Annotated in this window: 29 protein-coding genes and 2 pseudogenes; 15 read left to right on the top strand and 16 right to left on the bottom strand. The window is 64.7% G+C overall.

What is annotated here, in order from left to right:
* Positions 1 to 192: pseudogene (locus JWM94_RS14330) on the bottom strand (hypothetical protein); the annotation flags it as partial.
* Between JWM94_RS14330 and JWM94_RS14325 the strand changes: the two are divergent.
* From JWM94_RS14325 to JWM94_RS14305, 5 genes are all read left to right on the top strand, one after another.
* Positions 191 to 436 (top strand): hypothetical protein, encoded by a 246-nt coding sequence (locus JWM94_RS14325; protein WP_299428418.1) that lies wholly within the window; start codon positions 191 to 193, stop codon positions 434 to 436. The pseudogene JWM94_RS14330 and the gene JWM94_RS14325 sit on opposite strands and share 2 nt — an antisense overlap.
* Before the next feature lie 27 nt (positions 437 to 463).
* Positions 464 to 868: a MerR family DNA-binding protein gene (locus JWM94_RS14320; protein ID WP_299428416.1), complete on the top strand. Its 405-nt coding sequence runs from the start codon at positions 464 to 466 to the stop codon at positions 866 to 868.
* A 4-nt stretch (positions 869 to 872) separates the two neighbouring features.
* The gene (locus tag JWM94_RS14315) at positions 873 to 1,223 is read left to right on the top strand and encodes a DUF3147 family protein (RefSeq protein ID WP_299428413.1); all 351 of its coding nucleotides are present in this window, start codon (positions 873 to 875) and stop codon (positions 1,221 to 1,223) included.
* 92 nt (positions 1,224 to 1,315) lie between these two features.
* Positions 1,316 to 2,218, top strand: coding sequence for an AraC family transcriptional regulator (locus JWM94_RS14310; protein ID WP_299428410.1), 903 nt, complete (start codon positions 1,316 to 1,318; stop codon positions 2,216 to 2,218).
* Between the two features lie 67 nt (positions 2,219 to 2,285).
* Entirely contained in the window at positions 2,286 to 2,495 is a 210-nt protein-coding gene (locus tag JWM94_RS14305) for a DUF1059 domain-containing protein (protein ID WP_299428407.1), read from the top strand.
* Between the two features lie 8 nt (positions 2,496 to 2,503).
* Here the strand turns inward: JWM94_RS14305 and ychF are convergent, their stop codons facing one another.
* Positions 2,504 to 3,601 (bottom strand): redox-regulated ATPase YchF, encoded by a 1,098-nt coding sequence (ychF, locus tag JWM94_RS14300; RefSeq protein ID WP_299428404.1) that lies wholly within the window; start codon positions 3,599 to 3,601, stop codon positions 2,504 to 2,506.
* A 342-nt stretch (positions 3,602 to 3,943) separates the two neighbouring features.
* Between ychF and JWM94_RS14295 the strand changes: the two genes are divergently transcribed.
* On the top strand, positions 3,944 to 4,384 hold the full coding sequence (locus JWM94_RS14295; RefSeq protein ID WP_299428401.1) for a hypothetical protein: 441 nt from the start codon (positions 3,944 to 3,946) through the stop codon (positions 4,382 to 4,384).
* A gap of 115 nt (positions 4,385 to 4,499) precedes the next feature.
* On the opposite strand, the gene JWM94_RS14290 is transcribed toward JWM94_RS14295, so the two are convergent.
* The 5 genes from JWM94_RS14290 to JWM94_RS14270 all read right to left on the bottom strand — a co-directional run bounded on the left by JWM94_RS14290 (position 4,500) and on the right by JWM94_RS14270 (position 7,203).
* A complete protein-coding gene (locus JWM94_RS14290) occupies positions 4,500 to 5,078 on the bottom strand; it encodes a TIGR02466 family protein (protein ID WP_299428398.1) in 579 nt (192 codons plus the stop codon).
* A 13-nt stretch (positions 5,079 to 5,091) separates the two neighbouring features.
* Entirely contained in the window at positions 5,092 to 5,514 is a 423-nt protein-coding gene (locus JWM94_RS14285; protein ID WP_299428395.1) for a hypothetical protein, read from the bottom strand.
* Positions 5,514 to 6,083: an aminoacyl-tRNA hydrolase gene (gene pth, locus JWM94_RS14280; RefSeq protein ID WP_299428392.1), complete on the bottom strand. Its 570-nt coding sequence runs from the start codon at positions 6,081 to 6,083 to the stop codon at positions 5,514 to 5,516. Before pth ends, JWM94_RS14285 begins: the two co-directional genes overlap by 1 nt.
* A complete protein-coding gene (locus JWM94_RS14275) occupies positions 6,083 to 6,436 on the bottom strand; it encodes a hypothetical protein (RefSeq protein WP_299428389.1) in 354 nt (117 codons plus the stop codon). Before JWM94_RS14275 ends, pth begins: the two co-directional genes overlap by 1 nt.
* Before the next feature lie 68 nt (positions 6,437 to 6,504).
* A complete protein-coding gene (locus tag JWM94_RS14270; RefSeq protein ID WP_299428386.1) occupies positions 6,505 to 7,203 on the bottom strand; it encodes a 50S ribosomal protein L25/general stress protein Ctc in 699 nt (232 codons plus the stop codon).
* A 208-nt stretch (positions 7,204 to 7,411) separates the two neighbouring features.
* Here JWM94_RS14270 and JWM94_RS14265 point away from each other — a divergent pair, with 208 nt between their 5' ends.
* Entirely contained in the window at positions 7,412 to 7,615 is a 204-nt protein-coding gene (locus JWM94_RS14265) for a hypothetical protein (protein WP_299428382.1), read from the top strand.
* A gap of 40 nt (positions 7,616 to 7,655) precedes the next feature.
* On the opposite strand, the gene JWM94_RS14260 is transcribed toward JWM94_RS14265, so the two are convergent.
* The 4 genes from JWM94_RS14260 to JWM94_RS14245 all read right to left on the bottom strand — a co-directional run bounded on the left by JWM94_RS14260 (position 7,656) and on the right by JWM94_RS14245 (position 10,158).
* Positions 7,656 to 8,498 carry a TraB/GumN family protein gene (locus tag JWM94_RS14260; protein WP_299428379.1) on the bottom strand — a complete coding sequence of 281 codons (843 nt, stop codon included), beginning with the start codon at positions 8,496 to 8,498 and terminating at the stop codon, positions 7,656 to 7,658.
* A 110-nt stretch (positions 8,499 to 8,608) separates the two neighbouring features.
* The gene (locus tag JWM94_RS14255; protein WP_299428376.1) at positions 8,609 to 9,526 is read right to left on the bottom strand and encodes a TraB/GumN family protein; all 918 of its coding nucleotides are present in this window, start codon (positions 9,524 to 9,526) and stop codon (positions 8,609 to 8,611) included.
* Between the two features lie 37 nt (positions 9,527 to 9,563).
* A complete protein-coding gene (locus JWM94_RS14250) occupies positions 9,564 to 9,977 on the bottom strand; it encodes a hypothetical protein (protein WP_299428373.1) in 414 nt (137 codons plus the stop codon).
* Positions 9,958 to 10,158, bottom strand: a complete 201-nt coding sequence (locus JWM94_RS14245; protein WP_299428370.1) for a helix-turn-helix transcriptional regulator — start codon at positions 10,156 to 10,158, stop codon at positions 9,958 to 9,960. Before JWM94_RS14245 ends, JWM94_RS14250 begins: the two co-directional genes overlap by 20 nt.
* A gap of 181 nt (positions 10,159 to 10,339) precedes the next feature.
* On the opposite strand from JWM94_RS14245, the gene JWM94_RS14240 reads away from it, so the two are divergent.
* Complete coding sequence (locus JWM94_RS14240) at positions 10,340 to 11,269, top strand: serine protease (protein ID WP_299428367.1); 930 nt, start codon at positions 10,340 to 10,342, stop codon at positions 11,267 to 11,269.
* Between the two features lie 161 nt (positions 11,270 to 11,430).
* On the opposite strand, the gene JWM94_RS14235 is transcribed toward JWM94_RS14240, so the two are convergent.
* Positions 11,431 to 12,351 carry an IS1595 family transposase gene (locus JWM94_RS14235; protein ID WP_299428364.1) on the bottom strand — a complete coding sequence of 307 codons (921 nt, stop codon included), beginning with the start codon at positions 12,349 to 12,351 and terminating at the stop codon, positions 11,431 to 11,433.
* A gap of 160 nt (positions 12,352 to 12,511) precedes the next feature.
* Here JWM94_RS14235 and JWM94_RS14230 point away from each other — a divergent pair, with 160 nt between their 5' ends.
* From JWM94_RS14230 to JWM94_RS14200, 7 genes are all read left to right on the top strand, one after another.
* Positions 12,512 to 13,378, top strand: coding sequence for a glycine--tRNA ligase subunit alpha (locus JWM94_RS14230; protein WP_299428360.1), 867 nt, complete (start codon positions 12,512 to 12,514; stop codon positions 13,376 to 13,378).
* Positions 13,379 to 13,494: 116 nt separating this feature from the next.
* Complete coding sequence (locus JWM94_RS14225) at positions 13,495 to 13,845, top strand: endonuclease domain-containing protein (RefSeq protein ID WP_299428357.1); 351 nt, start codon at positions 13,495 to 13,497, stop codon at positions 13,843 to 13,845.
* Positions 13,842 to 16,199: a glycine--tRNA ligase subunit beta gene (glyS, locus tag JWM94_RS14220; RefSeq protein ID WP_299428354.1), complete on the top strand. Its 2,358-nt coding sequence runs from the start codon at positions 13,842 to 13,844 to the stop codon at positions 16,197 to 16,199. The genes JWM94_RS14225 and glyS overlap by 4 nt, the downstream gene beginning before the upstream one ends.
* Positions 16,200 to 16,273: 74 nt before the next feature.
* Entirely contained in the window at positions 16,274 to 18,943 is a 2,670-nt protein-coding gene (gene ppdK / locus JWM94_RS14215; RefSeq protein ID WP_299428351.1) for a pyruvate, phosphate dikinase, read from the top strand.
* Positions 18,940 to 19,731, top strand: coding sequence for a hypothetical protein (locus JWM94_RS14210; protein ID WP_299428348.1), 792 nt, complete (start codon positions 18,940 to 18,942; stop codon positions 19,729 to 19,731). Before ppdK ends, JWM94_RS14210 begins: the two co-directional genes overlap by 4 nt.
* 12 nt (positions 19,732 to 19,743) lie before the next feature.
* The gene (locus JWM94_RS14205) at positions 19,744 to 20,310 is read left to right on the top strand and encodes a DUF1214 domain-containing protein (protein ID WP_299428345.1); all 567 of its coding nucleotides are present in this window, start codon (positions 19,744 to 19,746) and stop codon (positions 20,308 to 20,310) included.
* Complete coding sequence (locus JWM94_RS14200; protein WP_299428342.1) at positions 20,310 to 20,831, top strand: DUF1254 domain-containing protein; 522 nt, start codon at positions 20,310 to 20,312, stop codon at positions 20,829 to 20,831. The genes JWM94_RS14205 and JWM94_RS14200 overlap by 1 nt, the downstream gene beginning before the upstream one ends.
* On the opposite strand, the gene JWM94_RS14195 is transcribed toward JWM94_RS14200, so the two are convergent.
* The 4 genes and pseudogenes from JWM94_RS14195 to JWM94_RS14180 all read right to left on the bottom strand — a co-directional run.
* On the bottom strand, positions 20,828 to 21,082 hold the full coding sequence (locus tag JWM94_RS14195) for a hypothetical protein (protein ID WP_299428339.1): 255 nt from the start codon (positions 21,080 to 21,082) through the stop codon (positions 20,828 to 20,830). The genes JWM94_RS14200 and JWM94_RS14195 overlap by 4 nt on opposite strands.
* Positions 21,083 to 21,146: 64 nt before the next feature.
* The gene (locus JWM94_RS14190) at positions 21,147 to 22,145 is read right to left on the bottom strand and encodes a type II secretion system F family protein (RefSeq protein WP_299428421.1); all 999 of its coding nucleotides are present in this window, start codon (positions 22,143 to 22,145) and stop codon (positions 21,147 to 21,149) included.
* 5 nt (positions 22,146 to 22,150) lie between these two features.
* Positions 22,151 to 23,128 carry a type II secretion system F family protein gene (locus JWM94_RS14185; protein WP_299428336.1) on the bottom strand — a complete coding sequence of 326 codons (978 nt, stop codon included), beginning with the start codon at positions 23,126 to 23,128 and terminating at the stop codon, positions 22,151 to 22,153.
* A gap of 50 nt (positions 23,129 to 23,178) precedes the next feature.
* Positions 23,179 to 23,600 (bottom strand): annotated as a pseudogene (locus tag JWM94_RS14180) (pilus assembly protein CpaE); the annotation flags it as partial.

Genomic DNA, 23,600 nt, shown 5'->3' with positions numbered 1-23,600 from the left:
TCCGAACGCGGTCGCGCCCATCGTCATGCCGGGCATCGCGCCGTTCTTCATCTCCATGCCTGCCATCGGTTGGGCGGGAGCGGAGGCTGGCGGCGTTGCCGGCATGTCCATCCCCGCCATCGGCGCGACGGGCGCGGGAGCATCGACAGGGGCGGGGGTGGGGGCGGGGGTGGGGGCAGGAGCGGGGCTCATGTCCATTCCCGGCATCGCATCGGGCTTTGGCTTCGGTGCGGGCGCGGGACGCGGCGGGCCGGGGCGCGGCGCGGGCTTCGCCGCCGGTTTCGGCTTTGTCGCGGGTTTGGGCTTGGCCTTGGGCGGGGCCGGCATCTTCATCCCGGGCATGCCGGGCATCGATTGCGCCACCGCCGGTACCGGCAACGCGGCAGCGGCCAGCAATACGATCAACCTTGTCCGATCCTTCATGACCCGCCTATAGCATCCGTACCATGGTACGGAGTCAAGCATGACCGCAATGACGATCGGCCGGCTGGCGGGCGCGGGCGGCGTCGGGGTCGAAACGGTGCGCTATTACCAGCGCCGCGGCTTGCTCGACACGCCGTCGCGCGCGGGCGGCGGCATCAATGGCGGCGTTCGCCGCTATGGCGACGACGATGTGCGGCGGCTCAAATTCATCCGCGTTGCGCAAGCGGCGGGGTTCACGCTCGACCAGATCGGCGAACTGCTCGACCTCGACGCGAGCGAGGATCGCGCCCGCGCGCGCTCGCTCGCCGAGCGGCAGATCGCGGTGCTCGACGCCAGGCTGGCCGAATTGACCGCCGCGCGCGCCTCGCTCGAACGCTTGGCGCGCGATTGCCGCCATGGCGCGGCGGGGCCATGCCCGATCCTGCACGCCTTCGAACAAGGATAAGACGATGCTTTACCTGTTCATCAAGGCGACGATTTCGGGCGTGTTGATCGCCGCGGCGTCGGAAGTCGCCAAGCGCTATCCCGGGATCGGCGCGCTGATCGCGTCGCTGCCGCTGGTGTCGGTGCTCGGGATGATCTGGCTGTGGCGCGACAAGCCCGATGCGGAGAATATGGCCGCGCATGCCGGCGCGACCTTCTGGTACGTCTTGCCGTCGCTGCCGATGTTCCTGCTGATCCCCGCGCTGCTCCGCCGGGGCGCGCCATTCTGGCTCGCGCTGTCGGCGGGGTGCGTGCTGACCATCGCGCTGTACGCGACGATGACGTGGCTGGGCCCGCGCTTCGGGTTGCAGCTCTGACGACCGCAGAATTGACTTTGGCGTTGTTCTCGCCTTCCATCCAAAACGGATAGACCGTTGCGGAAACAACGGCTTCGGGGAGCGCGTCGAGCATGTCGGGCCAAATCGAGGCCGCCGAAGCGGCGGGGCGTGATTCGTCGGGCACGTCGGTTCGGATCTATCTGCCCGACGAACGGCTGCGCAGTTTCGCGACCTTCTATTATTTCGTCGACTGCACCGGGCCGCTGGAGGACTTCCTCTACCCAGAATGGGGCAATGTGCGGTTCACCACGCGCGGCGAATGGCGGGTGCAGATGGGGCGCCGCTATCCCGATCAGCCGCTCAATACCGCGCTGTTCGGCGCGACCGATCGTGCGGCGCAAGTGGTTAGCCCCGGGGGCAAGACCGTCGGTTTCGGCCTGACGCCATTGGGGTGGCAGCGTTTCCTGGCGATCCCCGCCGATGAACTCGCCAATCGCGTGGTGCCGGTGGGCGATTTGTTCGGCGTGTCAGGCGATGAATTGCTGGCCCGGCTGATTGCCGTTGACGACGACGATGCGGCGGGCGTGGCGTTGTTCGACGATGTGCTGCTCGGCCGCCTCGCGCACACCCGTCCCAATCGCGACTGGGCGATCGAGCTCGATGCGATCCTGCGCGACCGGCCGGCCAGCGTCGAGCGCTTCGCGGCCAGCGCGGGCCTGCCCGAACGCACGCTCGCGCGGCGCTGCAAGAAGCTGTTCGGGTTCAACCCCAAGCGGCTGTTGCGGCGCCAGCGGTTTCTCGACACGCTGGGCAAAATGCGCGTGATGGAACAGCGCCACTATAATTCGCTGATCGACCCGGAATATTTCGACCAGGCGCATTTCGTCCACGAATTCCGCGAATTCATGGGGCTGTCGCCGACCCAATTCCTGTCCGTGCCGCGCCCGCTGATGGGCAAGGCGGCCGAAGCGCAGGTCGCCGCCGGGATCACTTTATCGTTCCAGCTGCCGCCCGCGCCGGAGGACCGCGCCTAGCGGGTGGCGGAACTCGCGTCGTGAGGCTCGCGTTTTCCCCTTCCGTAACATCATGCGGAGAGGAACGATGAAGACGATGACGTGCCGCGAACTGGGCGGCGCTTGCGATCAAAGGATTTCGGCCGAAACGTGGGATGACATGGTCAAGAAAATGACCGCGCATGTCATGGAAAAGCACCCCGACGTGGCGGAAAAGATGAAGAAAATGCACGAGGAAGACCCCGATAAATGGGGCAAGGAAATGAAACCGAAATGGGACGCCGCGCCCGAAGAGTGACGACTGCCTCAGCTATGCAGGAAATGCATTACGTCGCCGTCCTGGACGACATAGCCTTTGCCTTCTGCGCGTAATTTGCCGGCCTCGCGCGCGCGGCTTTCGCCGCCGAGCGACACATAATCGTCGTACGCGATCGTCTCGGCGCGGATGAAGCCTTTCTCGAAATCGGTGTGGATCTCGCCCGCCGCCTCGGGCGCGGTGGCGCCGGTGTGGACGGTCCAGGCGCGCGCTTCCTTGGGGCCGACGGTGAAGAAGGTCAGCAAATGTAATAATTTATATCCGGCGGTGATGACGCGGGCGAGGCCGGTTTCGTGCAAGCCGAGTTCGGCGAGGAATTCGCCGCGATCCTCGGCTGGCATCGTCGCGATCTCGGCCTCGATCGCCGCCGATACCACCACCGCCTCGGCGCCTTCCGCTTTGGCCTTCTCGAACACCCGCGCCGAATGCGCGTTGCCGGTCGCCGCGTCGCCCTCATCGACGTTGCAGACGTAGAGCACCGGCTTGGCTGTGATCAGCTGCGCCTGGCCGAACACCCGCGCTTCCTCGACATCCTTCGGCTCGGTCAGCCGCGCGGGCTTGCCGTCGCGGAGCAAATCGAGCGCCTGACCCAGCACGCTGGCGGCGATCTTGGCTTCCTTGTCGCCCTGCGCTGCTTTCTTGGCGAAGGCGGGGACGCGCTTTTCGAGGCTTTCGAGGTCGGACAGCATCAATTCGGTCTCGACCGTCTCGGCATCGGCGATCGGATCGACCTTGCCCTCGACGTGCGTCACGTCGCCATCCTCGAAACAGCGCAGCACGTGGACGATCGCGTCGACCTCGCGGATGTTGCCGAGGAACTGGTTGCCGAGGCCCTCGCCTTTCGACGCGCCGCGCACCAGCCCGGCGATGTCGACGAACGCCAATTGCGTCTCGATGATCTTGGCCGACCCGGCGATTGCCGCCAGCTTGTCGAGCCGCGGGTCGGGGACGCCGACATTGCCGACATTGGGCTCGATCGTGCAAAACGGATAGTTCGCCGCCTGCGCCGCCGCGGTCTCGGTCAGCGCGTTGAAGAGCGTCGACTTGCCCACATTGGGAAGCCCGACGATGCCGCATTTGAAGCCCATGATGCTCGCTTTTGGGATGGGGAAAGCGCGCGCTGTAGAGCCGCCGCCGCGAAAGCGCCAGCCGGCTGGATCGTGCGGCGCCTGCCACAATCGTTAATTATGCGTAAAAATTAGGTGCGGGATCGAAGCTGTGGCATCGTCTTTGATTAGAGGGCTGCGGGGGACAGGCGGCGCTCACACGGGGGGGAAGCCATGGGAATCGCGTTCAGGGGCGCCGCGATCATCTGCACACTGGCTGGCGCGGCGTGCATCGCACAGCCGGCGGCAGCGCGCGAACGGGTCTTTCCTTCGCATTCGGTTGCAAAAGCCCGGTTCGGGCTGATCGGTTCGCGGAGCCCACGCATGGGGCCGCAGCTGGTCCGGCGCGGCGGCTATACCGCGATCACCGATATGGTCCGCCCGCGCTTCGTCGGTGGGATGATCGACATTTATCCATCGACCAAGACGGGGTTCCGCTTTTCGATCGGCGACCGTTACTTCGCCAAGACCAATTTCTGGCGCGATGCCGAACAGGCGACCAACGGTTTGTTGTTCGATCCGCGCATGGTGCGCTTCGGCATCGGGTTGCAACAGCGTGTCTATCGTCGGCGTACGCCCGCCGCCGTCGTCGGTTACGATACCGAACTCGCGCCGGGCCTCGTCGCGGGGATCGAGGGCGGCACATTGGTTGGCCGCGCGATCACTCGTGGCCCGCGCGTGCGCATGTCGGGCGCCGACGACCGCGCCGTCAATCGCGCGGGGCTCAACCCGGTCGCGACCTTCGCGGTCCGGTTCGCATTTTAGTTGGTCGCGGTACCGGCCCGCTCCCCCACCCGACCGCCCAATTACGATATATTCTATGGGCGGTCGGGCGGAGGAGCGGGCCGGTACCGCATCCGCGCGCAAGTGCGGCAAAGACTCAACGATAATTGAAGCTGATGCTGATCCGGTCGCTTTTGGCCGCGTTGGGCATGACTTCGTGGCGCAGCCAGCTTTCCCATAGCAACACGCTGCCCGCTTCCGGCTCGACATAGACGAACGTGTCGGGCCGCGACGGCGCCGCCATCATCAGCGGCAAGCGCGGGTCTTCGAGCTTCAACGCGCCCGACCCCGGCGGCACCGTGACGTAGATCGTTCCCGACACGACGCTGTGCGGGTGGATATGCCCCGAATGCATGCCGCCGGGCTTGAGGAGGTTGACCCAGACGCTGTCGAGCTTGAGTTTCTTGCCGAGCTCGAACCCGCACTCGCTGGCGAATGCCGCGACATGCTTGTCGAGCAGCTTGGCGAGATCGGCGAAACGCGGATCGCGGTGCGGCAGATCGTTGAGCGACGCGTAGGAGGTGTAGCCGCGATAGCCGTGCTCCTTCGACCAATGTTGTCCGGCGCGGTCCTGCGCCGCCACGTCGCGGCAGGCATCGGCAAGCTCGGAGACGAGTGTTTCATCGCCAAGCGGGGCTTCGTAGAAGTGCGTTGGGAACAGTGCGCGGACGGTCATCAGCAAACTGATATCATGAGAACGTGTCTTGCAGATTGGGCATATTTCCTTTGCGCCTCATCCAGGCGCGCGCGTTTGGCGTGAAAAGAAGACCAAAGGCGACGAACTGCGTTAGCATCTGGATCGCTGGAATTATCACCGATCCAACGAACTGGTTGTGAACCAGCATCAGGATCGACACCGGAAGTCCGAGTGCGGTCAGAACGATCGATACCCACATCGCGATCCTGCTACGGCGCCGTGATGTAAGCAGCGTCAGGCCTATAATCATCGCAAACGTCAACGTTTGCACGATCAAGACGAATGCCACGGGACGGGACTCGGTGAGCGCGGTTCGGGCAACGATGGAATCCCAGTTCAATATGGTGCTGAACATGCCCAAAATCAGCGTGACAAAAATCAGACGCTCGAACCAAATGATTGATCGGGGACGCATCAGTTTCCCATCCTGAGCGCGAGGTCGTTCATGAAGCGCACATCGTCGCCCTTGGCCAGCCAATCCGCTTCGGCGGCAATCGCGCCGAGCAAATCACTTAGCGGCTCGATCTCGCTCTTGGCGTAATTGCCCAGCACATGCCCGGTGACGCGGTCCTTGTGCCCCGGATGGCCGATGCCGATCCGCACGCGGCGGAACGCGTCGCCGATATGCTGGACCGCCGATCGCATGCCGTTATGCCCCGCGGTCCCGCCGCCGCGCTTCACCCTGACCTTGAACGGGTCGAGGTCGAGCTCGTCGTAGAACACGGTCACGTCTTCGGGTTCGAGCTTGTAGAAGCGCATCGCCTCGCCGATCGAGCGGCCGCTGTCGTTCATGAAGGTCGCGGGCTTGAGCAGCAGCACCTTCTCGCCGCCGACGCGCCCCTCCTGCGTCCAGCCCTGGAATTGCTTCTTCACGCTCCCGAAATCGTGCACCTCCGCGATCGCGTCGGCCGCCATGAAGCCGACGTTATGGCGATGCATCGCATATTGCGCGCCGGGGTTACCCAGGCCGACCCAGAGTTGCATTATTTTTTCAGCAGAGCTTGCTTCACCAAGCCAATCTGAGTGCGCACGTTAGCTAGGCAATCGGGCACGAGTTGCTGCTGATCCTTCACTGGCAGCGCCGCCACGGCTGTTCTTGCGGCGCTCACCGTTGCGTCTAGTTCGGCACCGCTCAGGGTTCGGGTCAGGGATCCAGTATAAAACGTAAGACCGTTCTCGAAATCTTCCTTGAGAAGATGCATCTCCTTTTGGTCCGCTTCGGTTTCCTTGTAAAAATAATAGAGCGCCGCGGTTACTGCTGACAAGCACACGGCATCTTTATCAACATTGGGAATCGCAGCGGTTCCCGATGTCGCCAATAGCAGCAGACTAAACATGAAAACCTCCCCGAATCGCTTCGGGGAGGTTTCTAGGATCGATCGGCGCGGGGCGCCATCGGCCGGTGTTACTCGGCGTCGCCCTCGGCGGCGGGAGCCTCTTCGGCTGCGGGGGCCTCGCCCTCGGCCTCGGCGGTCTCGGCCGGAGCCTCGGCGGTTGCCGCTTCGGTCTCGGTGTCGCCTTCGGTCGACTTGAGCGCCGACGGGGCGACGATCGTCGCGATGGTGAAGTCGCGGTCGTCGATCGCCGACTTGGCGCCCTTGGGCAGCGTCACGTTCGAGATGTGGATCGAATCGCCGACCTCGAGCCCCTTGAGCGAAATCGCGATCTCGCCGGGAATGTCGGCGGCGTCGCAGATCAGCTCGAGCTCGTGGCGAACGATGTTGAGCACGCCGCCGATCTTGATGCCCTTCGATTCGTCTTCATCGACGAAGTGCACCGGCACGTTGACGTGAACCGTCGCGTGCTCGCTGATGCGCAGGAAGTCGACATGGATCGGCCGGTCGCTGACGACGTCGAACGCGACGTCCTTGGGCAGCGTGCGCGTCGCGGCGCCCTTGCCGGTGTCGATCATCACGACGGTATTCATGAAATGCCCGGTCATCAGCATCTTCAACAGCGCCTTTTCCTCGACGTGGATCGAGATCGGGTCCTGCTTCATGCCATAGATGACGGCGGGCACGCGGCCGTTGCGGCGCAGATCACGTGAGGCTCCCTTGCCTCCACGGTCGCGCGTCTCGGCGGCGAGCGTCAATTGGTCGCTCATTGTTAGTCTCCGAAATACGTTGGTTCAGGTAAATCCGCGCACGCCTCCAGGGATGACCACGCTGCGGAAGCGCGCGCCACTAGCCGAAAGGGGGCGGGGAGGCAAGGGAGGTGGTTAGCCCGTAGTGTAGCAGTTTGAATTTAGCCGCCTAAATCCGTAGCGCCCCGGCGCTCGCTGCCCTATATTTAGCACAAAGCTTGGAAGCCCGATGTACCAGATCATAGGCGTGGAGAAAAATCGGACCCGCGTGGTGGTGGCAACGCCAGCCAGTCCGGGCGAGGCGCTTACTCATTTCCGCGCGGCACAGAACCTCTTTCCCCAGATCATCGTGATTTCGCCGGAAGGCGAGGAAATTGATGGGTTCGAGTTAAGCCGTCGCTATCAAAAAGAGGAGGCTCAGCGCAGTGCCTAAGGGACCCCGCAGCTAATAGCGCCCCGCCGAATACCACGGCTCATTGCACTCGCTCGACCTGGAACCCCTTGGCCGCGAGCAGATCGACGATCGACTCCTTTCCCGCGAGATGCCCCGCGCCGACCGCGACAAGCAGCTTGCCCTTCTGCCCCATCCGCTTGGCGATCCAGTCGGCCCAGCGGCGGTTGGCGGCGGTGACGAGGAACGGGCGCAGTTCCTTCGACGCGCTGGCCTTGTCGAGCGCGGCCAGGTCGCCGCGGCTCCACGCGTCGAGCACACTTTCGTAGCGCGGGCCGTCGATCGTCTCGTCGAGCATGCGGCGCTGGAGCTGCGGCGGCAATATGTCGAGCGCGCGGACTTGCGCGCCGGGTTGTTCGAGCGCGACGCGTTTCTTCGTGCGGAACGCGGCCCACAACACCGCATCGACCCCGTCCTTCGACGTCGCGCCCGCATCCGTCGCATCGCCGGTGTCGAGCATCACCGCCGCGCCCCAATCCTTGTACCCGTCGAACGCGTCCGCCGGCTGCCCGGTCCGCGCGATGGCCTTGTCGAGCGCGGCGCGGCGGTCGGGGCCGAGCCGCTCGGTCAGCGGGGGCAGGCCCGGCGCCTTGGCGAGCACGTCGAAGCCGCTCTTCGCATCCGGATCGCTTTCCAGGACCAGCGTGTCCGCTTCGCCGATCGCGCGCTCGACCGCCGCGTCGCGCCAGTCGGTCCCGGACGGCAGCAGATGCATCGACCCGAGCAGCCACACCGTCGTGTCGCCGTCGCTGACCTTCCACATCGGCGGCGTCGCCGGCTCGGACGCCAGCGAGCAGGCCGCGAGCGCCGCCGCAAAAGCCGCGACAATCAGGGTGCGAAGGCATTTGATGGCTGGCCGTCGCATCCCTTCTCCTTCGTCACCCCGGCCTAATGCCGGAGTCCGCCGTGCCGCAAATCAAGACTGTCCGGCTCCTGCCGCTCGGCGGACCCCGGCACAAGGCCGGGGTGACGGACTCAATACGCGACCCGCGTGGCGGTCAGCTTGAGCGCTTTCAATTGCTCGATCACGCTTTGTTGCCCCGCCAGATGCCCCGCGCCGACCGCGATGAACACCGTGCCGGGTTTCGCCAGCCGCGCCTTGATCCACTGCGCCCAGCGCGCGTTGCGGTCGAACAGCAGCGTCTTCGCCAGTTCGGGCGAATCGGTCAGCCCCTCGTTCATGATCTCGCCGAGCTTGGCGGGGTCGCCGCGCGACCAGGCGCCGACCATCTTGTCCATATTCTCGGCGGTCTTGGGCAGATCCTTGAGCGTCGATTCGAGGAACTGAAGCTGCGTGCCGTCAGACAGATTGGCGAGGAAGCCGATCTGCTGCTCGGGCGTCTCCAGACCCGCAACAGGCTTCTTCTCGGTCGCGGCGGCCGCGGTCAGCACGCTTTCGGGGCCGCTCGCCGGATCGTAGCCGAGCTTCATCAGCGGCAGCAGCGACAGGTTGGTCGCGGCGAACCACGGTTGAGCGCGGTCGAACATGGGCGCGGGGATGCCGAGATCGGCCAATGCCTTCAGGTAGACCGGGCGGTCGGCGGCGGGGAGTTTCTCGGGCAAGGTCGGGCCGGTGGTGCTGAACGCCTTGCTCATCACCAGCGACTGCATCGCGGCGGGATCGGGCTGGACCATCTCCAGCACCAGTTCGTCGGACGAATCGAACGCCTTCTTCACGCCCTCGTCGAACCACGACAGGCCGGGCTTGAGCACATGGATCGTGCCGAACAGATAGATCGTCGTGTCGGCATCCTTGACCACCCAGAGCGCGGGGTCGGCATCGGTCGTGGCGGCTGGTGCCGTGACCGGCGCTGGCGCGGGGGCGGTCTGCGCGACGCTCGGCGGGGCAAGCAGGATGGCGGGGGCGGCGATCAGCCGGCGGAGGAATTTCATGTCCATGCGGCCTTAGGTAGCGTGGCGCCCGCGCTTCTCAACCGCGGATGCGTTGAAAAACCACCACCGCCGGCACCGTGAGCACCGCGATCACATAAACGACAAGAAAGGGTTGGCGCAGCCCCAGCAGCGGCCCGATGCCGCCGGCCAGCGGCATCAGCATCAGGCACGTGAGCCCCATCACGGCATAGGCGTTGATCGCGATGCGTCGCCGAACCTCGTCCTGGCGCTGCCACGATACCCATCCCACCACCGCGACGATCGCGACGAAGGCCAAAGCGAAGAGGGCCGTCGTGCCTTGGCCGATGGCATGCGCGGCAACGAGCGATCGTACGCCGATCACGAATACGATTCCCAGCGCGATCAGCGATCCCCTAAGCAGCCATTGCTGCCGATCGCGGCGCTTAAGCTGTCGTTCGCCCCAATGATTATCAGCCGGGGTGTCGGTCATCGAAAATCTCCTCAATCGCTTGGTCGAACAATCGTGCGATGCGGAACGCCAGCGACAGCGACGGGTCATGCTTGCCCGTTTCGATCGCGTTGACCGCCTGGCGCGACACGTCGAGCCGCCCGGCCAGTTCGGCCTGGCTCCAACCGCGTTCGGCGCGCAGCACTTTCAGGCGGTTCTTCATCCGGCCGATCCTCCCCCGACTCGTGTCAGGTTGACCTGACATCTGGCTGTTATTCACGACCATGTCAATACAACAGGGGTCATTATAGATGACGTACCCAGACACTAGTTGTGGTAATGCTCTAACGGTGAGGGGGTGCAGCGTATCGAGTCGCGCGCTCGGTTTGCTAGGGAGCACGGCAGTGCCAGATCTAAGTTTCGCCCAAGAAATGCTGTCCGCGACGGTATTCCTTTACCCAACGGTCGAAGATGCGGAGCATGGCAAAAAGTATGGCGGCAGCGGAGCGGTTATTGGCGTTCCCGTGCCGGGCCGTCCCGACATCTTTTACATGTATGTGGTTACAAACTGGCATGTGGCGTGTGACGGCGGAAACTCCGTCGTTAGATATACCGATCGCAACGGAGGTTCGCACATCATAGAATCCGACCCATCGGAATGGGTTTTCATTCCTGGCGGGCCGGATTTAGCTGCGATCCCCTTGCTCGCGCCTGTATCGCAACCGAGGCCGATGACAATTCCGGCCACTAAGTTCGTCGGCGATAAGTACGAGGTTTTCATAGGCGAGGACGTTTATATGGCCGGTCGATTTGTCGACTATGACGGCCATCTTACAAACAAGCCTGCACTGAGGTTCGGCGCGATCAGCATGCTAGAAGCCGATGTGCTTCAACCAACGGGTTATCGAGGCCCGTCTGTGGTTGTTGATATGCACAGTCGATCCGGTTTTTCGGGAAGCCCCGTGTATGCCTACCGACCAATGGGCATGACGGTAGATGGCCGTATGGCGAACCAATTAATTTCCGATGGCAAGGAGCAGCCAATCGTTTCGAAGCGCACGTGGGGCACTGGGACACAAACGCAGATAAGGTTTCTTGGGCTTCAGTGGGGCCAGTTTCCCGAAAGTTGGGAAGTAGGGCCACACCGGAAGCCTGAGGAGGCTAGTCTCGTAGAGAGCGGAGGAAGCATTACCGGCTTTAGCGGTATGAGCTGTGTCGTCCCCGCGTCTGACATCACGCGGCTGCTAAACTTGCCCGCGCTGAAGAACGTCCGAGACAACCTGCCGCAAGCCGTCTTAAACGCTATACCTATCCCCGAGGGCGAGGGCGCTTAGTTGCTTGAGGCAGAACCTTTTGCACTAGGTCGTTAAATCGCCTTTCGGCGTCGGTGAGGCTTGGTTCGCCATCGCCCACGTGCTCGCGCGCGGCTTCCTTGAACCGCTCGCTTTGCTCTTCGGGCGTCATCTGATCGCCCTTTCTCTTTGGCATTATTCCCTCACACTGTTGCCGCATAAGTCAGGCGTTTGCCAACGACACCCGCCAGCAGACGGTCGGCGCGATCCGCATCATTATACCCTAGCGCGACGCGGTTGCTGTAGCGGAAGTCAAACTCTGCCAGATAGCGGTGCAGATGCTGCGATCCGCAATGCTGATAGACGCCCTTCATCCCGCGCTTAAAGATCGAAAAGAAGCCTTCAACGGTGTTGCTGTGGATAGTCGCATTACCCTTGCGCACGTATTCGCCGCGAACGTGATTGACGCTATGATGAGCCGCATAGCGGGTGCCAACGTCCTTATAGTGGTTGGCTTCATCGGTCATCAAAACGGCTTCCTGCGATAGCTTAGGACCAATGGCCGCGCCGATGCTGGCGCTGCTAAAGAAGCCGGTGAAAACGACCGAGGAAGCACGCCCGGTGTTACGGTCGATCAGGCTAACGACCTTGTTCATGTTGTGGATCGCCATACGGCTAGTGCCGCCAGTGTGACCGATGAAAGTCTCGTCGGCCTCAACAAAGCCGCCCCCGGTGCCGAACAGATCGCCGCCCTCGACCTTCATGGCTTCGCGGATACGATGAGACATAAACCAAGCGGTTTTCAGGGTGACACCCAAGGTGCGGTGAAGCTGATTGCTCGAAATGCCCTTCTTTGATCCGGCGATCAGATACATCGCCTGCAACCAGATGTGCATGGCAACCTTGCTGTCCTCAAAGATGGTCCCAATCTTGACGGTGAAGGGCTTGCGGCACTGGTAGCACTTGTAAGCGCCGACGCGGGTGGACTTGCCCTTCATGGCGCTGATCCGCTCCACGCCGCCACAGTGAGGGCAGACCGGACCCTGCGGCCAGATACGCGCCTCAACGTAAGCGTAGGCCGCTTCTTCGCTGTGAAAGTGGGGTGCTGACAGTGCCGAAACCATGACGCTTTCTCCGTTGCATCAATCCCTACAGATTGTGCTTGGGTACGTCAAGTATAATAACGCCATACAACATGACAAAAAGACATGTCATGCTGACTTTTGGGGGCGCTGCTTGACCGTGGGGAGGGGGTTCGCCAAAGCCGCCCCGAGACACCATGACATGACCCAGCCGCTCTCCTTCCAGCGCATGATCCTGACGCTCCACGATTACTGGAGCGATCGCGGCTGCCTGATCCTGCAGCCGTACGACATGCGGATGGGGGCGGGGACGTTCCACACCGCGACGACCTTGCGCGCGCTTGGCCCGGACCCGTGGAACGCGGCGTTCGTGCAGGGCTGCCGCCGCCCGACCGATGGGCGCTATGGCGAGAACCCCAACCGGCTCCAGCATTATTACCAGTATCAGGTCATCCTGAAGCCCAGCCCGCCCGATCTGCAGGATCTCTACCTCGGCAGCCTCGCGGCGATCGGTATCGACACCGCCAACCACGACATCCGCTTCGTCGAGGACGATTGGGAATCGCCGACGCTCGGCGCCTGGGGGCTGGGCTGGGAAGTGTGGTGCGACGGGATGGAAGTCACCCAGTTCACCTATTTCCAGCAAATGGGCGGGTTCGATTGCAAGCCGGTCGCGGGCGAACTGACCTACGGGCTGGAGCGGCTCGCGCTGTATCTGCAGAACAAGGATTCGATCTACGACCTGGCGTATAACGACGCGGGGGTGACGTACGGCGACGTGTTCCTCGAAAACGAGATCGAGCAATCGACCTGGAATTTCGAGGTGGCCGACACCGAGACGCTGTTCGACCTGTTCCGCAAGGCCGCCGCGGAGTGCGAGAATTGCCTGGCGCATCAGCTGCCGATCCCGGCGTACGAACAAGCGATCGAGGCGAGCCACATCTTCAACCTGCTCAACGCGCGCGGGGTGATCTCGGTGGCGGAGCGGCAGGCGTACATTGGGCGGGTGCGCGATTTGGCGAAGGGCGCGTGTCAGGCGTGGATGGACAAGAACGGGTGGGCGGCGTGAGCGGGCTCCAAGATCCTCCCCGGGACGGGGAGGGGGACCGCGCGAAGCGCGGTGGAGGGGGTTCGCCTTCGCTCCGCCGGCCCGAAGTATACGAAGCCCGTCGCGCCCGCCGCGAGATGAGCCTTCCGGAAGTGCTGCTTTGGCAACGCCTCAAAGGCTCCCCGCAAGGCATCGCGTTCCGTAAGCAGCATCCGATCGGTGGTTATCGCGCTGACTTCTATTGCGCGGCGGCCAAGGTGGTGATCGAGGTCGATGGCATCGCTCATGATATGGGTGATCGACCCGAGCGCGATATCCAGCGAACCGCATGGCTCGAAAAGCAGGGCTATCAAATCCTCCGCGTCCCGGCGGCTGACGTCCTGAAGGATGCCGACGAAGCGGCCCAATCGATCGTATCGTTTGCGGCCCGCCCCCTCCACCATCCTTCGGATGGTCCCCCTCCCCGTGCCGGGGAGGATTTGGAATGACCGATTTCCTGCTCGAACTGCGCTCCGAGGAAATCCCCGCGCGGATGCAGGACAAGGCGCGCGACGATCTCGCGCGGCTGTTCACCGCCGAGCTCGAAAAAGCCGGGCTGCGCGCCGACGCGGTCGTCACCTTTGCGACGCCGCGCCGCCTCGCGCTGATCGCGCGCGATCTGCCCGCCGCAACCACCGCGGTTAGCGAGGAAGTGAAGGGCCCACGCGCCGGCGCGCCGCCGCAAGCGCTCGAAGGGTTCCTGCGCAAGACCGGCCTCAGCGCCGACCAATTGGTCGAGCGCGACGGCGTGCTGTTCGCAGTGATCGACAAGCCGGGCCGCAAGACCGCCGATGTGCTCGCCGAGGCGATCCCCGCGATTATTCGCGCGTTTCCCTGGCCCAAGTCGATGCGCTGGGGCGCGGCGTCGGCCAGCACCGAATCCCTGCGCTGGGTCCGCCCGCTGCACGGCATCGTCGCGCTGCTCGGCGAAGAGGTCGTGCCGTGCGAGATCGCTGGGGTGCAATCGGGCGCGGCGACGCTCGGCCACCGCTTCCACCATCCCGGCGTCATCACGATCGGATCGGCGAGCGATTATGCGGAGAAGCTCCACGCCTGCCACGTCATCGTCGATCAGGACGAGCGCCGCGCGATCATCGCGCTCGGCGCGACGATGGCGGTGCGCAAGGCGGGGCTCGAACTGGTGCAGGACGAAGGCCTGTTGAACGAAAATGCCGGGCTCACCGAATGGCCGGTGCCGCTGCTCGGACGGTTCGACGAGGATTTCCTCAGCGTCCCGCACGAGGTGATCCAGCTCACCGCGCGCGTGAACCAGAAATATTTCGTGTGCCGCGATGCCGCAGGAAAGCTCGCCAACGCCTTCATCTGCACCGCGAATATCGACGCGGCGGACGGCGGCGCGAAGATCGTCGAGGGCAACCGCAAGGTCCTCGCCGCGCGGCTGAGCGATGCGCGGTTCTTCTACGACACCGATTTGAAGGTGCCGCTCGAGGAGCAGGCCAAGAAGCTTGAGAAGATCGTGTTTCACGAGAAGCTCGGGACGGTCGCCGACAAGGTCGAGCGCGTCGCCAAGCTCGCGCGCTGGCTGGTCGAGGAAGGGATTGTCGGTAGCCGTGCTCCGGCGAAGGCCGGAGCGTTGGAGAGCGAAGCGCGGCACGACCCAACGCTCCGGCCTTCGCCGGAGCACGTCGCGCTCTTGGCCGGCCAGGCCGACCGCGCCGCGCGGCTGGCCAAGGCCGACCTCGTCACCGGCATGGTCGGCGAATTCCCCGAGCTTCAGGGCCTGATGGGCGGCTATTATGCCGCCGCGCAGGGCGAGGACGCGGCGGTCGCCGAGGCGGTGCGCGATCACTACAAGCCGGTCGGGCAGGGCGACGACGTCCCGACCGCGCCGGTGACGGTGGCGGTTTCGCTAGCGGATAAGCTGGATACGCTTTCGGCGTTTTTCATCGGGGAAATGCCGCCGACCGGCTCGAAAGATCCATTTGCGCTTCGTCGCGCTGCACTCGGCGTACTTGACCTATTGCAGACCAACGGCCTGCGAACTCGGCTTGAATTACCGCTATCGCTTAGCGTTGCCCGTGTAGCGGCCACCATGGCCGGTGCCGAGTGGGCAAAGAGGTTTGACGATCTCGTCAAAGCGCGCCACGCCGGTGGCGACCCGATGTCGCTTGATGAGTTTGAGCGGACGCGGGCAGAGTACATTGAACGGGCTCGGTCGCCTGAAGAACTGGCGAATTTTAACAAGCGCGCAAATGGCGCAATTCGCGCACTCCTCGTTTTCTTCGCCGACCGCCTCAAGGTCCAGCAGCGCGAAGCCGGGGTCCGCCACGACCTTATCGACGCGGTGTTCGCGCTCGGCGGGGAGGACGATCTCGTCCGCCTGCTCGCCCGCGTCCGCGCGCTGCAATCGTTCGTCGGGACCGAGGACGGCGCGAACCTGCTCGCCGGGTACAAGCGCGCCGCGAATATCCTGAAGAAGGAAGCGCCCGGTGCTCCGGCGAAGGCCGGAGCGTTGGCGAGCGAAGCCCCGGACGACGCAGCGCTCCGGCCTTCGCCGGAGCACGGAAAGATTTCGCTGTCCTACACGCCCGAAATAGCGGAAACCGACCTCATCGCCGCGCTCGACGCCGCCGAGCCTGCCGCTGCCGATGCGGTTGCGCACGAGGATTTCGAAGCGGCGATGGCGGCGCTCGCGACGCTTCGCGGACCGATCGACGCCTTCTTTGACAGTGTGACGGTGAACGATCCCGATCCCGACAAGCGGGCGGCGCGGCTGGCGCTGCTCGCGCGGGTGCGCGACGCTGTGCACACCGTCGCCGATTTCTCGAAGATCGAGGGCTGAGCCTCGACCATAGTGTCTACTTTGTCTACTTCCGCCTGGCTTTCCCAGCAGGATTGGACATCTGAGGGAATGGCATGACTCAGTACGTGTATCGCTTCGGCGGCGGGGTGTCGGACGGGGGCAAGGGCGACAAGAACCTGCTCGGCGGCAAGGGCGCGAACCTGGCGGAGATGGCCTCGATCGGCCTGCCGGTGCCGCCGGGCTTCACGATCGGCACGCCGATGTGCGCGGTCTATTATGACGAAGGGGCGCAGTTTCCGGAGAGCCTGAAGGCCGAGGTCGCGGACGGGCTCGCGCATATCGAGGCGGTGACGGGGAAGAAATTCGGCGATGCGAGCGATCCGCTGCTCGTCTCGGTCCGTAGCGGCGCCCGCGCATCGATGCCGGGGATGATGGACACCGTCCTCAACCTGGGGCTCAATGACGCGACGGTGGTCGGGCTCGCGACGGCGTCGGGCGACGAGCGCTTCGCGTGGGACAGTTATCGTCGCTTCATCCAGATGTATTCTGACGTCGTGCTCGAGCTCGACCATGACGCGTTCGAGGATGCGCTGGAGATCGCCAAGGAAAACAAGGGCTATTATCTCGACACCGACATGACCGCCGCCGACTGGCAGGCGCTGGTCGCCGAGTATAAGGCGCTGGTCGAGCAGCAATGGTCGAAGCCCTTCCCGCAGGACGTCCACGACCAGTTATGGGGCGCGATCGGCGCGGTGTTCGGGTCGTGGCAGTCGGAGCGCGCCAAGGTCTATCGCCGGCTCAACGACATCCCGGCCGCCTGGGGCACCGCGGTCAACGTCCAGGCGATGGTGTTCGGCAATATGGGCGACACCTCGGCCACCGGGGTCGCCTTCACCCGCGATCCGGCGAAGGGCGACAATGCCTATTACGGCGAGTTCCTGATCAACGCGCAGGGCGAGGACGTCGTCGCGGGGATCCGCACGCCGCAATATCTGACCTTGGCGGCGCGGCAGGCGGCGAATGCCAAGCCGCTGTCGATGGAAGAGGCGATGCCCGAGGTTTACGGCGAGTTGGCCGGCGTGTTCGACATCCTCGAACGGCATTACCGCGACATGCAGGACATCGAATTCACGGTCGAACGCGGCAAGCTCTGGATGCTCCAGACGCGCTCGGGCAAGCGTACCGCCAAGGCCGCGCTCAAGATCGCGGTCGATATGGCCGAGGAGGGCCTGATCACCCGCGAGGAAGCGATCGCGCGTGTCGACCCGGCGGCGCTCGACCAGTTGCTCCACCCGACGCTTGACCCCGCCGCCACCCGCGATGTGCTGACGCGCGGGCTGCCCGCCTCGCCGGGCGCTGCGAGCGGCAAGGTCGTGTTCGACGCCGACACCGCAGAGAAGCGCGCGGCGGCGGGCGACGCGGTTATCCTGGTGCGCACCGAGACCAGCCCGGAAGACATTCACGGCATGCACGCGGCGCGCGGCATCCTGACCGCGCGCGGCGGGATGACCAGCCACGCTGCGGTCGTGGCGCGCGGCATGGGCCGGCCGTGCGTGTCGGGGGCGGGGACGCTGTCGATCGACGCCAAGGCGAAAGTGATGCGCTGCCCAAGTGCGAACGGCACGCGCGAGGTGAACGAGGGCGACGTCATTACGATCGACGGCGCGTCGGGCGAGGTGATGATCGGCGAAGTCCCGACCGTGCAGCCTGAATTGGCGGGCGATTTCGGCACGCTAATGGAATGGGCCGACGGCGTGCGCCGCCTGAAGGTGCGCGCCAACGCCGAGACTCCGCTCGACGCGAAAACCGCGCGCGAATTCGGCGCGGAAGGGATCGGGCTGTGCCGCACCGAACACATGTTCTTCGACGCCGCGCGGATCACCGCGGTGCGCCAGATGATCCTGGCCGAGGACGAAAAGGGCCGCCGCGCCGCGCTCGACAAATTGTTGCCCGAACAGCGCAGCGACTTCGTCGAGATTTTCGAGGTGATGGCGGGGCTGCCGGTGACGATCCGCCTGCTCGACCCCCCGCTGCACGAATTTCTCCCGCACGAAGAGGAGGAGTTTGCCGAGGTCGCCGCAGCGGCCGGAGTCGAGGTCGACTACCTCAAGCGCCGCGCCGCCGAGCTCCACGAATTCAACCCGATGCTCGGGCACCGCGGCTGCCGGCTCGGCGTGACCTATCCCGAAATCTATGAAATGCAGGCGCGCGCGATCTTCGAGGCGGCGGTGAGCCTCGACGTGGCGCCGGTGCCGGAGATCATGATCCCGCTTGTGGCGACGCGGCGCGAGTTGGAGCTAATGAAGGCCGTCGTCGACAAGGCTGCCGAGGCGGTGTTCGCGGAGACCGGCAAGCGTGTCGAGTATCTCGTCGGCACGATGATCGAGCTGCCACGCGCCGCGTTGCGCGCCGGGGAGATCGCCGAGGTCGGCGAATTCTTCTCGTTCGGCACCAACGACCTCACGCAAACCGCGCTCGGGGTCAGCCGCGACGACGCCGCGCGGTTCCTGCAAGTCTATGTCGAAAAGGGCATCTACGCGAAGGATCCGTTCGTCAGCATCGACGTCGAAGGCGTGGGTGAGCTGATCGAGATCGCCGCCCAGCGCGGCCGCGCGACCCGCGCCGATATCAAGCTCGGCATTTGCGGCGAACACGGCGGCGACCCCGCCTCGATCGCGTTCTGCGAAAAGGTCGGGCTCGATTACGTCTCTGCCTCCCCATATCGGGTACCGATCGCTCGCCTCGCCGCCGCGCAGGCGGCGCTAGGGCAGCGCGGGACTTGACGGATTCGCCGCTCCGCTACACTCCTGACGCCATGACGCGGGTCGGGGCATTGTTGATCGTGACGCTGGCGCTGTCGGCGTGCAGCGGGCTGGGCCAGGACGGGCCGTCGCAGGACGAGATGATCGACGCGCTCGCCAGGCGCGGTGAGAAGGTCCAGTCGACCGAGCGCATCGCGTGCAAGGCGGCGCCGTCGCTGCCCGGCTATATCTGCGATTTCAAGTCGGTGGCGTGCAGCGCCTACACCAAGAAATGCGACAAATCGTCGCAGCGCACCGGGCGCTTCGTGCAGGTCAGCGGCTCGTGGATGTTCATGGGCGACGTCAACGATCCCGGTCGCGGTACCGTCGCGGCGCCCGAGCCGATGCCGAGCGCGCCGCCGGTGGTGACCGACCTTGGCGGGACCGACGGCAACGCCATGGTCGCGCCCCCGACGCCCGTGCCGAGCCCGACGACGTTGCCCAGCCCCAAGCCATCGCCCACGCCGACACCCAAGGCGACGCCTACACCCAAGCCCACGCCCGCCGGGGTGAACCGCACTTGGCTGAGCGGCCGCTGGGGCGCTGGCGAAGGCGATTGCTCGGCGCGGCGCGCGGTCAATTTCGGTGCGGGTGGCGGGTTCTATGGCAAGCGCGGGATCGGTACCTGGACCCTCAAGGGCAAGACCGTGACGGTGACCGGCAAATATACCGAGGACGACAAGCCATTCACGCAGAATCTGGGCGTCGAGCGCAGCGGCGACGACGCGATGACGATCGAGGGCAAGCGCTACCACCGCTGCCCCAATTGACGAGAGGGGCCGATGCAACCTTGGGTCCGGTATGTGATTTGCGGCGTGGCCGGGCTCGCGCTCGGCGCGGGGGCGGCGGTGCAGCGGGTGCGGAGCGGCGCGTTCGGCGCGAGCATCGCGATCGGGCCGTGGACGACGGGCAAGGATTTCGGGACGACCGGCGCCGACGCCTATACGCGCGCGACGGTGGCGTGGCGCGGGCTGCTCGCGCTGCCGGCGCACGAGGTGCGCTATTACACCGCCGCGGTCGATAGCGCGGGCGCGCCGCTCGACGGCAAGTGCCGCTATCGCGTGTCGGGCCGCGCGGTCCCGGCCAAATGGTGGAGCGTCACGTTGTACGGCGACGACAGCTATCTTGTCCCGAACCAGGCGAACATCTTTTCGATCGAAAGCGCGCACGTCCCCGATCCGGCGGGCTGGGCGATCGAGGTCGCGCCGGCGCAACAGGCCGGGCTATGGTTGCCGACCGGACGAGTCGATCGCTTCAACCTGACGCTGCGCGCTTATTTGCCCGACGACGGCGGGGCGGGGAACCTGACGCGCGATCAACTGCCCTCGATCGTCAAGGAGGGTTGCTGATGCGTCGCTGGCTGCCCCCGCTCATCCTGGGCCTCGTCCTCGCGATCGTCGTCTACAATCTGGCGATGGTGCAGATTCCGCGCACGCTGATGAGCTTTGCGACCGGGCGGATCAGCAAGCTGGCGGGGTATAACGCGATGGCCGCGACCCCGCTCGCGACCGACAAGGCGCGGGCGATCGTGCGGCCCAGCCCCGACCTGGCCTATTCGTCCTGCCCGTATGACGTATCGAACGGGCCGGTGCTGGTCGATATCGAGCCGGTGCCGTCGCGCTATTGGTCGCTTTCGGTGTTCGACGCGCGGACCGACGTCAAATTCGTGCGCAACAATATCGACGCGGAAGGGCGGCCGATCCGCATCGCGATCGCGCTTGCCGGTCAGCCCGTGCCTGACGGGATGCAGGCGGTCAGGGTCGATGGCGCCACCGGCATCGCGCTGCTCCGCATTCTGGTCGAGGACGGCGCGCAATTCCCCGCGATCGACGCCGCGCGTAAGAAATCGAGCTGCAAGCCGCTCAGCTAGGGCGCTTCCGCCTTCAACCGCGCATTCTCGGCTTCGAGATCGCGAACATAGGCATCGCGATTGGTGGTCAGCGCCTCGCGCTCACGCCACTTCGCGTCGGCGTCGGTGCGGTACGCGGCGTGCGCATCGCGCTCCGCTTCGTATTGGCGCCGCCACCGCGTGCCCTTGGGCGCCATCAGCAGCCCGAGGACGAGACCAAGGATCAGGACCAGCCCCAATACGGCCAATTGCGTAACGTTGGTAAACAGCATCGGCGCGCCCTTTTTTCCGGTTCGTTATGCCGGAGTAACGATGCGCCGGCTTTAGCGTTCCAGTCTAGGTGGTCTTGAACGCGTCCGAGATGCTGCACGATGCCGGGCCGAGAATGACGATGAACAGCGTCGGCAGGATGAACAGGATCAGCGGGATCGTCATGATCGCGGGCAAGCGGGCGGCCTTTTCCTCGGCGCGCATCATGCGCTCGTTACGGAATTCGGCCGACAGCACGCGCAGCGCGGAGGCGAGCGGCGTGCCGTATTTCTCGGTCTGGATCATCGTCGTGACGACACCCTTGACCGCGTCGAGGTGGACGCGGGTCGCGAGGTTCTCGAACGCCTGGCGCCGTTCCGCGAGGAAGCCCAGTTCGATCGCGGTCAGCGCGAATTCGTCGCCGAGCTCGGGATAGGCCTTGCCCAGTTCCTTCGACACGCGGTGGAACGCGACGTCGACGGTCAGGCCGGCCTCGGCGCAAATCACCAGCAGGTCGAGCGCGTCGGGCAGGCCCTTGCGGATCGCCGACGAGCGCTTGCTGATCTTGTTCTTCAGGTAAATGTCCGGGCCTTTATAGGCCAGGATGAAGGTACCCGCGACGAGGCCGTAGGCTTTGATCGGCGACCAGGTCGCGAACATGTCGGTGCCGTACACCAGGTACAGCATCGGCCCGCCGAGGATGATCGGCAGGACGAGGCGGCCGAAGATGACCGCGACGGCATATTCCTTCTTGCGGATGCCGGCCTGGAGCAACTTGGTCTGCGCGACCTTGAGCTGGCTGTCCTGCAACACCTTGAGGCCCGACAACAGCGAGCGGATGCGGTCGGTCGTGTCGTTCTGGCGGACGAGCTTCGCGCGGCGCTTGCTGGTCGATGCGGTAATGCCCGCCTTCAACTGCTCGCGACGATCGTTGAGCGCCTTCAGGCGCTTGACCATCGGGTCGCGCACGGTGGTCGCGGCGTAGATGGCGAGCAGCACCGCGAACGCGGCGACCGCGGCCAGCAACGTGCCGACCCAGATGACATCGACGCCGAGCAGTGTGGGGGTATGTGGAGGAACTTGCATCGCCATCAAATCTCGAAATTGATCATTTTGGCCATGATGAATGCCCCGAGGGCCATCCAGATCATGCCACCGACCCCGGCGACGATCAGGCGTTGATCGACAAAGAAATTGCCCATGTAACCGGGGCTGATCCACATGATCAGGCCGAACACGATGAACGGCAGCGAGCCGACGATGTACGCCGACGCCTTCGATTCGGACGCCATCGCCTTGATCTTGAGCTTCATCTGGCTGCGCTGGCGCAGCACGGTGGCGAGGTTGGACAAGGTCTCGGCCAGATTGCCGCCGGTCTCGCGCTGGATCGCGATCGAGATGACGAAGAACTGGAATTCGGGCGTGCCGAGCCGATCGGCGGTTTCCTGAAGCGCGGCGTCCATTGTCCGGCCGATCTTCATCTTGTCGCTGATCGCGCGGAATTCCTCGCCGACGGGGCCGGGGACTTCCGCCGCGACCACGCCCATCGTCTCCGAAATCGGCAAGCCCGAACGCAAACCGCGCACGAGCAATTCGATCGCGTCGGGGAACTTGGCGGTGAACTTGTTGCCGCGGCGCTTGATGAAATAGCCGACCACGAAATGCGGCAGGCCCGCGCCGATGAACACGGCGATCAACAGCGACACCGCGACGGGCGCGCCCTTCATCAGCAACAACCCGCCGACCACGACGATCATGCCGACCGAGGTCATGCCGTACTGGCCGACGGTCCAGCTCTTGCCGGTCATCGCCAGGCGTTTCTTGAGGAGCGCGGGACGCGGCAGGAACCGCATCATCGCGGTATCCATGCCGCTGTCGCGCTTGCCGGTGATGCGGCGCATCTGCGCGGCCATCGCGGCCTCGCTGGCGGCGCCGCTATGACGTTCCTTGAGCGAGATCAGCCGGCGCACCTGGGCCTTCTCCGCCGAGGGACCGGCGAAGGCGAATGCCAGCAGGAGCAACATGATGCCGCCACCGACTACGATCGAGATCAGCGGCACCAACGGCATCGCTCAACGCTCCACAAATTCGGCGCCATTCCGGAAAGGAACGGCCACGATCAATTCGACTTCGCCGCCTTTTTGGGCATCAGCGACTTCAGGTCGGCGAACTTGCCCATGAACGACTGCGCCTTGCCGGCTTCCTTCTTGCCGGCCGGCTTGACCGGCACTTCGGCATTGTCGCCGATCGCCATCAGCCGCGTCGCCAGTTCGTTCAGCGGCAAGACGGTCTTCGACCCCTTGCCGGCTTCGGCCATCGGCTTGCCGAGCTTGGCCGCCTGCGCCGCCAGTTTCTGGTCATACGGTACCTGGAAATCGATCTTGCGCTCGATCGAGCCCTCGAAATCCTTGCGCTCGTTTTCCAGCGCGCCCGGCGTCACGCGGTTGGCGACCACGACGACGTTGGTCTGCGGCGCGTTCGATTTGAGCCACGACAGAATGCGGATCGTGTCCCGCGCCGCGGCGAGCGTCAGCTCGGTGA

This window comes from Sphingomonas bacterium (genome assembly GCF_028289855.1).
In the GTDB taxonomy this organism is placed as follows: Bacteria; Pseudomonadota; Alphaproteobacteria; order Sphingomonadales; family Sphingomonadaceae; genus Sphingomonas.
This window is presented reverse-complemented; position numbering and strand designations above follow the sequence as displayed.

What these genes read in the sequence shown, in the direction of transcription:
- JWM94_RS14230 (WP_299428360.1), top strand. Translation starts at nt 12,512, where the DNA reads ATGACCCAGCCGCTCTCCTTCCAGCGCATGATCCTGACGCTCCACGAT.
- JWM94_RS14320 (WP_299428416.1), top strand. Translation starts at nt 464, where the DNA reads ATGACCGCAATGACGATCGGCCGGCTGGCGGGCGCGGGCGGCGTCGGG.
- JWM94_RS14245 (WP_299428370.1), bottom strand. Translation starts at nt 10,158, where the DNA reads ATGAAGAACCGCCTGAAAGTGCTGCGCGCCGAACGCGGTTGGAGCCAG.
- JWM94_RS14255 (WP_299428376.1), bottom strand. Translation starts at nt 9,526, where the DNA reads ATGAAATTCCTCCGCCGGCTGATCGCCGCCCCCGCCATCCTGCTTGCC.
- JWM94_RS14190 (WP_299428421.1), bottom strand. Translation starts at nt 22,145, where the DNA reads ATGCAAGTTCCTCCACATACCCCCACACTGCTCGGCGTCGATGTCATC.
- JWM94_RS14285 (WP_299428395.1), bottom strand. Translation starts at nt 5,514, where the DNA reads ATGCGTCCCCGATCAATCATTTGGTTCGAGCGTCTGATTTTTGTCACG.
- JWM94_RS14205 (WP_299428345.1), top strand. Translation starts at nt 19,744, where the DNA reads ATGCAACCTTGGGTCCGGTATGTGATTTGCGGCGTGGCCGGGCTCGCG.
- JWM94_RS14305 (WP_299428407.1), top strand. Translation starts at nt 2,286, where the DNA reads ATGAAGACGATGACGTGCCGCGAACTGGGCGGCGCTTGCGATCAAAGG.
- JWM94_RS14315 (WP_299428413.1), top strand. Translation starts at nt 873, where the DNA reads ATGCTTTACCTGTTCATCAAGGCGACGATTTCGGGCGTGTTGATCGCC.
- JWM94_RS14235 (WP_299428364.1), bottom strand. Translation starts at nt 12,351, where the DNA reads ATGGTTTCGGCACTGTCAGCACCCCACTTTCACAGCGAAGAAGCGGCC.
- JWM94_RS14290 (WP_299428398.1), bottom strand. Translation starts at nt 5,078, where the DNA reads ATGACCGTCCGCGCACTGTTCCCAACGCACTTCTACGAAGCCCCGCTT.
- pth (WP_299428392.1), bottom strand. Translation starts at nt 6,083, where the DNA reads ATGCAACTCTGGGTCGGCCTGGGTAACCCCGGCGCGCAATATGCGATG.
- ppdK (WP_299428351.1), top strand. Translation starts at nt 16,274, where the DNA reads ATGACTCAGTACGTGTATCGCTTCGGCGGCGGGGTGTCGGACGGGGGC.
- JWM94_RS14265 (WP_299428382.1), top strand. Translation starts at nt 7,412, where the DNA reads ATGTACCAGATCATAGGCGTGGAGAAAAATCGGACCCGCGTGGTGGTG.
- JWM94_RS14310 (WP_299428410.1), top strand. Translation starts at nt 1,316, where the DNA reads ATGTCGGGCCAAATCGAGGCCGCCGAAGCGGCGGGGCGTGATTCGTCG.
- JWM94_RS14275 (WP_299428389.1), bottom strand. Translation starts at nt 6,436, where the DNA reads ATGTTTAGTCTGCTGCTATTGGCGACATCGGGAACCGCTGCGATTCCC.
- JWM94_RS14195 (WP_299428339.1), bottom strand. Translation starts at nt 21,082, where the DNA reads ATGCTGTTTACCAACGTTACGCAATTGGCCGTATTGGGGCTGGTCCTG.
- JWM94_RS14295 (WP_299428401.1), top strand. Translation starts at nt 3,944, where the DNA reads ATGGGGCCGCAGCTGGTCCGGCGCGGCGGCTATACCGCGATCACCGAT.
- JWM94_RS14200 (WP_299428342.1), top strand. Translation starts at nt 20,310, where the DNA reads ATGCGTCGCTGGCTGCCCCCGCTCATCCTGGGCCTCGTCCTCGCGATC.
- glyS (WP_299428354.1), top strand. Translation starts at nt 13,842, where the DNA reads ATGACCGATTTCCTGCTCGAACTGCGCTCCGAGGAAATCCCCGCGCGG.
- JWM94_RS14185 (WP_299428336.1), bottom strand. Translation starts at nt 23,128, where the DNA reads ATGCCGTTGGTGCCGCTGATCTCGATCGTAGTCGGTGGCGGCATCATG.
- JWM94_RS14270 (WP_299428386.1), bottom strand. Translation starts at nt 7,203, where the DNA reads ATGAGCGACCAATTGACGCTCGCCGCCGAGACGCGCGACCGTGGAGGC.
- JWM94_RS14260 (WP_299428379.1), bottom strand. Translation starts at nt 8,498, where the DNA reads ATGCGACGGCCAGCCATCAAATGCCTTCGCACCCTGATTGTCGCGGCT.
- JWM94_RS14225 (WP_299428357.1), top strand. Translation starts at nt 13,495, where the DNA reads ATGAGCCTTCCGGAAGTGCTGCTTTGGCAACGCCTCAAAGGCTCCCCG.
- ychF (WP_299428404.1), bottom strand. Translation starts at nt 3,601, where the DNA reads ATGGGCTTCAAATGCGGCATCGTCGGGCTTCCCAATGTGGGCAAGTCG.
- JWM94_RS14250 (WP_299428373.1), bottom strand. Translation starts at nt 9,977, where the DNA reads ATGACCGACACCCCGGCTGATAATCATTGGGGCGAACGACAGCTTAAG.
- JWM94_RS14325 (WP_299428418.1), top strand. Translation starts at nt 191, where the DNA reads ATGTCCATTCCCGGCATCGCATCGGGCTTTGGCTTCGGTGCGGGCGCG.